The sequence below is a fragment of the Anaeromusa sp. genome (genome assembly GCF_028691475.1).
Lineage (GTDB): Bacteria > Bacillota > Negativicutes > Anaeromusales > Anaeromusaceae > Anaeromusa.
Genome location: NZ_JAQUZF010000017.1, coordinates 23,456 through 33,607 on the forward strand (window position 1 = coordinate 23,456; position 10,152 = coordinate 33,607).

The 10,152-nt window shown below is 52.5% G+C and carries 9 protein-coding genes; 1 reads left to right on the forward strand and 8 read right to left on the reverse strand.

Features of this window, described 5'->3' with window-relative positions; genetic code table 11:
• Positions 1-59: 59 nt before the first annotated feature.
• From PHF27_RS04235 to kduI, 8 genes are all read right to left on the reverse strand, one after another.
• Complete coding sequence (locus PHF27_RS04235) at positions 60-2,618, reverse strand: cation-translocating P-type ATPase (RefSeq protein ID WP_300066492.1); 2,559 nt, start codon at positions 2,616-2,618, stop codon at positions 60-62.
• 358 nt (positions 2,619-2,976) lie between these two features.
• Positions 2,977-3,618 (reverse strand): bifunctional 2-keto-4-hydroxyglutarate aldolase/2-keto-3-deoxy-6-phosphogluconate aldolase, encoded by a 642-nt coding sequence (locus PHF27_RS04240; RefSeq protein ID WP_300066495.1) that lies wholly within the window; start codon positions 3,616-3,618, stop codon positions 2,977-2,979.
• A gap of 75 nt (positions 3,619-3,693) precedes the next feature.
• Positions 3,694-4,737 (reverse strand): LacI family DNA-binding transcriptional regulator, encoded by a 1,044-nt coding sequence (locus PHF27_RS04245; RefSeq protein ID WP_300066498.1) that lies wholly within the window; start codon positions 4,735-4,737, stop codon positions 3,694-3,696.
• Between the two features lie 188 nt (positions 4,738-4,925).
• Complete coding sequence (locus PHF27_RS04250; RefSeq protein ID WP_300066501.1) at positions 4,926-5,897, reverse strand: sugar kinase; 972 nt, start codon at positions 5,895-5,897, stop codon at positions 4,926-4,928.
• A 34-nt stretch (positions 5,898-5,931) separates the two neighbouring features.
• Positions 5,932-6,915 carry a 2-keto-3-deoxygluconate transporter gene (gene kdgT, locus PHF27_RS04255; protein ID WP_300066504.1) on the reverse strand — a complete coding sequence of 328 codons (984 nt, stop codon included), beginning with the start codon at positions 6,913-6,915 and terminating at the stop codon, positions 5,932-5,934.
• Between the two features lie 214 nt (positions 6,916-7,129).
• Positions 7,130-7,885 carry a hypothetical protein gene (locus PHF27_RS04260; protein ID WP_300066506.1) on the reverse strand — a complete coding sequence of 252 codons (756 nt, stop codon included), beginning with the start codon at positions 7,883-7,885 and terminating at the stop codon, positions 7,130-7,132.
• Positions 7,886-8,045: 160 nt separating this feature from the next.
• Positions 8,046-8,801: a 2-dehydro-3-deoxy-D-gluconate 5-dehydrogenase KduD gene (gene kduD, locus PHF27_RS04265; RefSeq protein ID WP_300066509.1), complete on the reverse strand. Its 756-nt coding sequence runs from the start codon at positions 8,799-8,801 to the stop codon at positions 8,046-8,048.
• 34 nt (positions 8,802-8,835) lie between these two features.
• Positions 8,836-9,663, reverse strand: a complete 828-nt coding sequence (gene kduI / locus PHF27_RS04270) for a 5-dehydro-4-deoxy-D-glucuronate isomerase (protein ID WP_300066511.1) — start codon at positions 9,661-9,663, stop codon at positions 8,836-8,838.
• Positions 9,664-9,948: 285 nt separating this feature from the next.
• On the opposite strand from kduI, the gene PHF27_RS04275 reads away from it, so the two are divergent.
• Positions 9,949-10,152, forward strand: a 204-nt coding sequence (locus tag PHF27_RS04275; RefSeq protein ID WP_300066514.1) for a helix-turn-helix domain-containing protein, incomplete at its 3' end; no start/stop codon positions are given.

The window sequence follows — 10,152 nt, forward strand, 5'->3', positions numbered from 1 at the left end:
ACATAATTTCTTCTATTCGCTTTCACCCTGCAAAGACCTGCCTTATTTCCCCAAAATCATTACCTCTTCCGTTCGGCCGCTCTCTGCCTCCAGCTCCACCAGCGACGCAATAGACCGGAAAAGCCAACACTGATCACGCCTGCAGACAGACAAAGCAGCAAATCACTGACATGGACCGGCACAAAGCGAAACATTTCCTGCAAAGCCGGCGTAAAAAGCACCATCCCCAGCAACAGCAGCGTACCGACCACCATCCACCCTAACGTGCTGTTCCGTCCATGTGTTTCCAGCAGTCGCCCCTGTAAAGAGCGATTGCTGAAAATCAAAGCCAAGTTACAAAACACCAACGCTATAAACGTCAATGTTCGGGCCTCTCCTACATCGCGTCCCAGCCATAAAATGACTTGAAAAAGCCCTAACAGCGAAAGCAGCACCCCCGCGCCCTGCAGCAGTCCGCTGCCTAGCATATCCTTGTTGAGCAAAGAAGCCTCCGCTGCCCGGGGCGGCCGCTGCATCACATTGTCCTCTGACGCTTCCGCTTCAAAAACGATGGCGCAAGCCGGGTCAATAATCATCTCCAAAAAAGCCACATGCGCCGGAAAAAGCACCGAAGTTCCTTCCAAAAACAGCGGCGCCAAAGATAAGCCCGCTATAGGCACATGAATGGCTAAAATATAGATCATGGCTTTGCACAGATTATCGAAAATACGACGTCCCATGGCTACAGCGCCGACAATGGACGTAAAATTATCATCCAACAGCACTAATGAGGCCGCCTCCCGCGCCACATCCGTCCCCCGCCCGCCCATAGCCACACCGATATGCGCGGCCTTTAGAGCCGGCGCGTCATTCACTCCGTCGCCGGTCATCGCCACCACTTCACCGCTAGCCTGCAGCGCCCGGACCAAGCGCAGCTTTTGCTCCGGGACTAAGCGCGCAAAGACTTGCGTCCGCCGTACTGCCGCCGCCAACTCCGCCTCGTCCATAGCAGCCACTTGCGCGCCGTTAAGCACCTCCGGGTTCTCCGCCAGCCCTGCCTGCAAAGCAATGTTTCTGGCAGTTCCCGCATAATCGCCAGTCATCATAATGACCCGCACGCCAGCCTGCCGACATTGTGCCACCGCCTCCGGGACGCCTGGACGGAGAGGATCGTGCAAGCCGACCAGCCCTACAAAAGTCAAAGGAAAGCTTTTGGCCAGCTCCGGCAGTTCTTGCTCTTTCCAAAAAGCTTTCGCTACCGCCAGCAGGCGCATGCCGCCAGCAGCCATACTTTCCGCTGCCTCCTGAATTTCTCTGCGCTCATCTTCCGTCAGCGAACACGCCGCCAGCACCGCTTCAGGAGCGCCCTTACAAGCTACCACCTGCCGCCCGGCATCATCCAGCCAAACCTGCGTTACCGCCAAAAACTCCGCCGCCAACGGATACTCCCGGCAAAGTTCCCAATTTTCGTGCCAGTGTTCTGTCGCCGGCAGCCACTTCTCACCCAAGCGGCGAAACGCCAGTTCCATTGGATCTACCGGGTCCCGCCGACTTGCCAAAACACCGTATTCTACGGCTTCGTGTACAGCTTCCGGCAGCGGCTGGGTTTCATCTTTCAACGCATGCACAGCCCCTGCGGCAAACACGGCTTGCACAGACATGCGGTTTTGCGTCAGCGTCCCGGTCTTATCTACGCAAAGAACCGTAGCTGAACCCAGCGTTTCGATAGCGGCCATCCTTCTGGCCAGAACCTGCCGTTTCGACATGCGCCACGCGCCAAAAGCAAGGAACACCGTCATCACTACCGGAAATTCCTCCGGCAGCATCGCCATGGCCAAAGTAATACCCGCTAAAATGCCCCGCAGCCATTCATCCCAGAAGAAGCCAAAAGCCAGCACCATGACCAAGCATAGGGAAATCCCGACAAAGCTCAGCACTACCACAAGACGGGCGACCTCACGCTCCAAAGGCGTTTTAGCTTCCGCCACCTCCTGCAGAGACTGACCAATGCGCCCCATCTCAGAACGCCCGCCTGTCGCCAAAATCTCCAGCGCGCCTCGTCCTTGAATAACCAGCGTACCTGCATACGCACAAGACTGCTGCTCTTCGGCCGCGCAAGGATCTCCGTCCGCCTCAATCCAGGGCTGCTTATCTACCGGTACGGCTTCGCCGGTAAGCAAACTTTCATCAATAAGCAAATGCGTCGCCGCCAGCAGTTTACCGTCAGCCGGCACACGGTCTCCTTCGGTCAACAACACCACATCGCCGCGCACCACCTCCCGCCCGGCAATTCGCACAGCCTGACCGTCGCGCAGCACCAGCGCCCGCGGGCTCGATAGATCACGCAGCCGCCCCAAGGCGCGTTCCGTCCGCCGCTCCTGATGCAGCGTAATCCCCATCACTAACGCCACAAACCCCAACAGCAGCATCGCTTCGCGAGAATCGCCCAAACATAAGTAAATCAAGCCGCCGCCTAGGAGCATTAAGAACATCGGCTGCTTAACGACCTCAAAAGCAATCGCTCCCAAAGTCCGCTCCCGCTCCGTCGGCAACTCATTGGCGCCCTCTGCCGCCAGACGCTTCACCGCTTCTGCCGCTGTCAAGCCGTATCCTTCTACTTCGTTCCAGGCATCTTTCATAAGCCTAGCCCCCTTAGAAAACCGCTCTGTTTCTCTTAAGGCGTAATTTCGCTTTTTCCTAAATAATCCCTTTAAATTAAATAAGAATACGAGAAGGAACGGAACAGTGAAAAATAACTGGGAACAAATTTTGAACAGGAGTAGAGTGAGTAGAGTGAGGGCCCGACGGAGAGTTGATTGAACAAGAGAATCGGAGTCGCGGGAGGGAACGCAGGAGGGTTATGAGAAACGATGTTTTTAAAAGCAAACCCCCTTTCGCGTCTTTCGTGTGTTTCCCGGTTCGTTATCAACGTCCATTCAAGGTATTATTCAACAAAAAAGACGGCAAGCTTTCGCTCGCCGCCTTTTGTATATGCTTTTAGCCCCGCGCTTCGCGGATGGCTGCCAGAAATTTTTTAGCTGTCGCCGTAATGGCTTCATAATCGCCGGTTTTTGCGCCGCCAGTCAGGCTGCCGCCTGCCCCAACCGCAACCGCTCCGGCCCGAATCCACTCGCCGACATTTTCCACCGATACGCCGCCGGTCGGCATCAGCTGCGCCTGCGGCACCGGTCCGTGGAAGGCCTTGATAATCTTGGGTCCAAAAAGCTCGCCCGGGAAAATCTTGATAATGTCGGCCCCCAGTTCCAAGGCGCTTACAACATCCTTCAAGGTAGACACGCCAGGCATGACCGGCACGCGATAGCGATTGCACAGACGCACGGTTTCCGCGTTCAAGCTCGGTGTCACCACATACTGAGCGCCGCTAAGAATAGCAATGCGAGCTGTTTCCGGGTCCAGCACGCTGCCCACGCCCAGCACCACTTCCCCGTTGCCGTAGACTTTCGCCAGTTCTTCCACCACATGATGCGCCCCGGGAACGGTAAAGGTAATTTCAATACCCACAACCCCGCCGGCAATGCAGGCGTCCGTAATACGCTTCGCTTCTTCGCCGCTGGCCGCCCGCACAACCGCCACCAAACCGCCTTCGGTTACTCTACGCAGCACTTCTTCTTTTTTCATACGTATTTCCACCTCATTTCCATTCATCTACCGATTCCGTGTATCGTTTTCTAAGCTAAAAGAAAAGGGGGGCCGCTACAGCTGTGAAGACCCCCGCAAAATTAGTTTGTTCGGTAATTCAAAGATTTTCGGTTTCGCCTTCCCGCCTCGCTGAATACGCAGCAGCAGCCGTTCCACACTTTTTGCGCCTACATCGTACGAGGGCTGCGCAATCGTCGTAATGCCCGGCCCCACCAAGCTGGCCCAAGACCAATCGTCAAAGCCGCCGATGCCGACATCCTCCGGAATACGCAGTCCCAGCTCGTTGATCGCGTGCAGCAAACTGAGCATAGCCACGCCGTTAGCGGTGAAAATAAACTTTTTCTCTTCTCCATTGCGCTGCAGAAAATCACGCACCTGCTCCTTGACCGCTTCAGGCTGTGAAATTTCCACAGCATATTCCTGCGGCGCTTGTTTCAGCCGCCCGTCGCACATTTGCCGGTACGCCTTGCGCCGATTTAAACGCGGACCAATATTGCCCACAGGCTGAGAGAAAAAGCCCACCTTGCCAAAGCCTTGTTCAGCTACATACTGCAGCAAGTCCAAGGTAGCTTGAAAGTCGTTGGTTTTAACAACATCAAAAATAGCCGGTTCAATCGCCCGGTCCACTAAAACCATTGGCACCCGACGATCCGCCATTTCCTGCAGAAATTCATTATTGCTGCAAGTAGTGTTCAAAATCAAACCATCCACCTGCTGATCCAGCATGGACAAAATGTATTCCTTTTCCCGCACCGGATCATTATCCATGTTCGCAATCATCACATGATACCCCGCCGCTGCGCAGGCATCGCCAATGCCCTTAACTAAAATAGAAGAAAAGGGATTGCTGATATCCGCCATGATTACGCCAATCAAACGGCTGCGGCTGGATTTAAGGCTGCGCGCCAAATTGTTAGGACGATAATTCATTTCTTCAATCACCGCCGCAATGCGCTCCTTCGATTCCGCCGACATAAACTCAAACTTTCCGTTCAAGTATCTGGATATGGTTGTTTTGGAACAACCGGCTCGCAACGCTACATCCGCAATGGTCACATTCGTGCGCACCTTGCCGTTTGCCTTTTCTCTTTCGATCATGAAACCCTCAACCCATCTTTAGGAAACCGCCGACACAGCAGTCCTTTAGTAAAATTCAATTATTACATAACACTATATTGTTTTATTTTACCGCATCGGTTTGTGGGCTGTCTAGAGAGTCACAATTCATTTCGTTTATATAATAGGAAAGAAAAGGGGAGACGCCCTGGCGGGAATCCCCCTTCTCTTTAATCTCCGGCAGCGGCTGATAACTGCCTCGACGTCTTTGCCATATAGGACGCAAGACCGTCTCGATCCGGCAAGCCGTCATTATCGCCAGGCGACATGACCGCCAAGGCGCCAATGGCTGCGCCGCGCCGTACCGCTTCTTGCGGGGTCAGACCTTCCAATAGGCCGCTGACAACTCCCACCGCAAAGCCATCTCCAGCGCCAACCGTATCTACCACCTTCGCCACCGGGAATGCCGGCATATAAAACGCCGTTTCCCCGCCAAAACTGGCATAGGCTCCTTTGGTTCCCAGTTTAATGACCACCTTTGATACGCCCTGGCGATGATAAAACGCCGCCATAGCTTCGGGCGTTTCCTGTCCAGTCAATTGCCGCGCTTCGGCAATGCCGGGGAAAACGATATCCGCCTGGAAGGACAGTTCGTTAATGACCCTCACCATCTCCGCTTTATCCGGCCACAAGCCAGGACGCAGATTCGGATCATACGAAATGGAAACGCCCTGTTTCTTACCCTCTTGCAAAAGAGCGCCAAGCAGCTCGCGGCAGCCTGCGGACAATGCAGGCGGAATGCCGGTTAAATGCATGTGGTTGTATTTTGCCCACTGCACGGTCTGCACTAAGGACGCATCCATCTTTGAGGCGGCCGAACCGCGCCGCAGGGAGTAAACTTCCGGATCGCCGGCATTCACTTTTTCTTTCCACTGCATACCGGTAAATTCGCCGGGAAGCAGCCGGATCAAGCTGGTGTCTACACCGTTGTCCTGCAAAAAATGCACGATGCCGCGACCGAACGGATCTTCCCCCGCCTGGCTCAAGTATGTTACCGTATGCCCTAGACGCGTCATGCCAATAGAAAAATTGACTTCCGCACCAGCGACAAACCGGCTGAACCGCTCCGCCACATCCAAAGACCCTGTTTTTTCTGATACAAATAAGGCCATAGCCTCGCCAACGGTCAAAATATTGCTCATTGTTTTACCCCCATACCCCGGAATCCGTTCCGATCTAAGCCCCTTTAGCCAAAGAGTCGCTGCCTTCGCTGCTAGAAGCGGAACGTTTGCTCCACCACGCCGTCAACATTGGCACCAGCACGGAGGTGACAATAACCGAAGTTGCCACCAACGCCGTCGCAGCCGGAGCTATTGCCGCAAATTCCGGCTTCATCGTAGCGATAATCACAGGATTGGACACGGCCGCCCCAGCGGTGCTGGATGCGGCAATGCCGGCTGTGCCGTTGCCGCCGCCGATAAATTTATCCGCCAAGATGAGCGGAATACCAGTAATAATAATAACTACTACGCCAAGACCGAGGCCCAAGAAGCCGGTTTTGCCGATAACAAACAGGTCAATCGTGTTCCCCAAGGCAAAGGCGAAAAAGGGAATCATCGTCTGCGTTGCCTGACCAAAGAATCCACGCAGTTCCGTATCTAAATTGCCCAATACAAAGCCAACCAAGAATGGCAGTACTGCGCCAACGAATAGCTGAGGCTCAAAGCTGGCCGCCCCCGAGCTGCCCAGAATAATCATGGAAACCAGCGGACCCGATTCAATGGACATCAGCACGAAAGCGCCGGCTTCATCGTCGCTGCCGTACTGTTTCATCAACGCCGCATACAAACCGCCGTTGGTCATATCCATGGCCGCTACCAGCGCCAGGGTGGAAAGCCCCGCAAAAAAGCCTTTCGTAATGCCTTCTACCGGCAGCATGTTCACTGCAATCATCGCTACAACCCAGGCGACAGCAATTTTCGTCAAAACCAAGGTACCCGATTTGCGCAGCACCGTACCGGTAGCGCGCACGTCAATGCCAGCGCCCATGCAAAAGAACCAAACCGCCAAAATCGGCACCGTACCGGTAATCAGGCCATTGGTAAAGGAACCAAAATACTTTCCGGCTCCCGGAAAGAACGTATGGCACAAGGCCCCCAAGAACAAAGGTACCAACATCAGGCCGCCAGGAATTCGATCAACCGCTTGTTTAATTTTCATAAGATTTCATCCTTTCTTAACTCATCTCTCTGCCAAAAAGGACCTCTTAAGTGTACCGTTTTAGTGTACCGGTTTGCAAAGGTAAAAAAATAAAAAACGATTGCTTCTTTGCTTTTCAAAGACTCCTCTCTTTTAAAATAAACGGACCTACGAAACCGGTTTCTTAAATTTATATCCCTATTTTAATTGATAAATTCAAATTTGTCTAATAGTTTTACGATAAATTTTTCACTTTTTTGAGCATAGCCGCTACTCTCTCATCAACAGGCGCTTCACAAGGAAACTCCAACGCTACCGGTACGTCCTGAGGCAGTAATTCCAGTGCGCCTCGCCAGTCAATGCTGCCAGCATCCAGCTCCCGTACCTGCGGCCCTGCCGATGTCATTACCACATCTTTTAGATGAATATAGCGAACAAACGGTGCCAGCTTAACCGCATTGTGCAACGGTTCTTGACCTACCCAGACAAAATTCCCTACGTCATAGGTCGCATAGACAGGAGCGCCGCAATCTCGGCAGGCTTCCAGCAATCCCAGCAGCACTTCGAGACGGCCATTGGCTTCCGACTGGTCGCCCTCTACGGTCAGCAAAACATCTTCGTTTTTCTTAGCCAAAACGGCTAATTTTTGCAGTTCTTCCGCCGCTGCCGCTGCAAAATTGCCTACGGCAAACTTGATCCGTGTCGCTCCCATCTGCCGCGCTTCCGCATAAACGGTTTGTAATAGTTCTTCCTCCAAGCGTCCTGCTGCAAAAAGCGGCACCGGAATCGAATAAAACAATTCCAGCCCATTTTCTTTAGCCCCTTGAGCCAACGCAGGCAGTTCTTCCGGCAGATTCAGAATCCACTCGCGGCGCACTTCGGCAGCCTGCGCCTGCGCGCTGGCAACATGGGAAAGCAGCTCGGCCTGTTTCGCTCCTTCTTTGACCAAGTCGGCATAGACCAGTAAGTTAACAACCAGTTTTCTTGACATGTACTGTCTCCCCTTTGCGTTTCAGGTTTGTAAGAAAATTGAACCCGTTTCCCCTTAACCCTCTAGCGTCCCCTCCGGTTCTCCTCGCGACTCTTGTTCAAGCCTCCTGTTTCTTACGCTTCTACAGTAAAAAAGCCGCTCACGCGGCTTTTTTTAGGTTTTACCGTGCCAGCCAGCCACCGTCAACCGCTACGGTATAGCCGCTTACATAGTCAGATGCTTCTGAAGCCAGGAATACCACCGGACCAGCGAGATCTTCCGGCGTGCCCCAGCGTCCTGCCGGAATACGTCCGACGATTTCCGCATTGCGCGCTTCGTCTGCCCGCAGCGCCGTGGTGTTAGCCGTAGCCATATAGCCGGGAGCGATGGCGTTGACGTTGATATTGTGCTTGGCCCATTCATTGGCCATCAAGCGAGTTACTCCCATGACGCCGCTCTTACTGGCCGTATAGGAAGGAACGCGGATGCCGCCTTGAAAAGAAAGCATCGAAGCGACGCTGATGATTTTCCCGCCATGACCTTGTTTAATCATCTGTTTGGCTACAGTCTGAGAGAAAAAGAAGACGGTCTTGATGTTGATGTTCATGACGTCGTCCCAATCTTTTTCGGTGAAATCCACAGCGTCGGCGCGACGGATAATACCGGCATTGTTCACTAAAATATCGACTTTGCCGAAGGTTTCTACCACTTTATCTACTACGCCCTGAATCGGCTCAATGCTCATCAGGTTGGCGTCAATCCCTAAGAAACGACGTCCTAACGCTTTTACTTTGCTTTCGGTTTCACTGTGATCGCCAATGCCTACACTGACAATGTCCGCGCCAGCCTGCGCCAAACCTACGGCCATTCCCTGTCCCAAACCGGTTACCGCTCCGGTAACAATCGCTACTTTTCCCTGTAAATCAAACATGCTCATTCTTTTCTCTCCTCTTCAATTCCTTTTCAATTTCTTAGCGGATATCCTGCATGGCTACGCCGTCCATGTCGTCGAAAGTCTGGTTTTCTCCAGCCATGGCCCAAATGAAGGTGTAATTATGGGTGGCAACGCCGGAGTGAATAGACCAGCTCGGTGAAATAATCGCTTCTTCGTTATGCATCACTACATGACGTGTTTCCGTAGGCTGCCCCATGAAGTGAAAAACCACGGCATCTTCCGGCACCTTAAAGTACAGATACACTTCCATACGACGCTCATGAGTATGACAAGGCATGCTGTTCCACATGCTGCCTGGCTCCAAAGCGGTCATACCCATGACCAACTGGCAGCTTTGCACGCCTTGAGGATGAATATACTTGTAGATGTTGCGATCATTAGAGTTCGTCAAGCTGCCCAAATGATTCGGCACAATGTCTTTACGCTCGATTTTGACGGTCGGATAGGTTTTGTGTGCCGGGCTGCTGGTAAAATAGAATTTTGCGGGATTTTGGGCATCGTCGCTTGTAAAAACTACGTCCTTGGCGCCCATGCCCACATAAAGACCATCCGTAAACTGCAGAGCATACTCCGTACCGTCTACGGTCACCTTGCCTGCACCGCCAATGTTAATAACGCCCAATTCACGGCGCTCCAGGAAATAATCTACGCCTAAGCCTTTTCCTGCTTCCAATTTTTGAGGCGCCACAGGAATAACACCGCCGGTAATCATACGATCCACATGACTGTAGACCATCTTGCAGACATTAACCTGAAACAACTCTTGAATCAGGAACTCTTGCCGCAATTCTTCCGTTGTGTACCGTTTCACATCCTCTGGATGCCCGCTATAACGTACTTCCATCCTCTATTTCCTCCTTTTTGTCTCACGATACGAATTACAGTATCATTTTTCAAGGTCATTATACTGCTCAAAAAATGCTCTGACAACAATATTTTGTCTATTTCATTAATTCTTTTCACATCGTGAGACAACCGTTCCACGATATTCAAGTAGCCTTATACGTACCGCCATCCCCTGTCAGCCTTGTTATGACGAGCTCATGCGCCGTTTTTTATAATTTGCCTTTTTAGGAAATTTGCTTTAGCATGTGAACTATAGAATGATAATTTCACGAGGTGAAACACTATGGCAACAAGCGGCGGAAGCTTATCCGTGCAATCTCTGCACCGCGCCTTGACAATATTAGAAACTGTTGGCAACCATCCTGCGCCGATTACCTTGCGGCAGCTAACGGAAAAAACAGAGCTGCCCAAACCCACCGTGTACCGGCTGCTGCGCAATCTGGAAGACCGCAGATACGTCTCCTGCGACAGCAACGGTCATTACCGC

What these genes read in the sequence shown, in the direction of transcription:
- PHF27_RS04235 (WP_300066492.1), bottom strand. Translation starts at nt 2,618, where the DNA reads ATGAAAGATGCCTGGAACGAAGTAGAAGGATACGGCTTGACAGCGGCA.
- PHF27_RS04240 (WP_300066495.1), bottom strand. Translation starts at nt 3,618, where the DNA reads ATGAAAAAAGAAGAAGTGCTGCGTAGAGTAACCGAAGGCGGTTTGGTG.
- PHF27_RS04260 (WP_300066506.1), bottom strand. Translation starts at nt 7,885, where the DNA reads ATGTCAAGAAAACTGGTTGTTAACTTACTGGTCTATGCCGACTTGGTC.
- PHF27_RS04250 (WP_300066501.1), bottom strand. Translation starts at nt 5,897, where the DNA reads ATGAGCAATATTTTGACCGTTGGCGAGGCTATGGCCTTATTTGTATCA.
- kduD (WP_300066509.1), bottom strand. Translation starts at nt 8,801, where the DNA reads ATGAGCATGTTTGATTTACAGGGAAAAGTAGCGATTGTTACCGGAGCG.
- kduI (WP_300066511.1), bottom strand. Translation starts at nt 9,663, where the DNA reads ATGGAAGTACGTTATAGCGGGCATCCAGAGGATGTGAAACGGTACACA.
- PHF27_RS04245 (WP_300066498.1), bottom strand. Translation starts at nt 4,737, where the DNA reads ATGATCGAAAGAGAAAAGGCAAACGGCAAGGTGCGCACGAATGTGACC.
- kdgT (WP_300066504.1), bottom strand. Translation starts at nt 6,915, where the DNA reads ATGAAAATTAAACAAGCGGTTGATCGAATTCCTGGCGGCCTGATGTTG.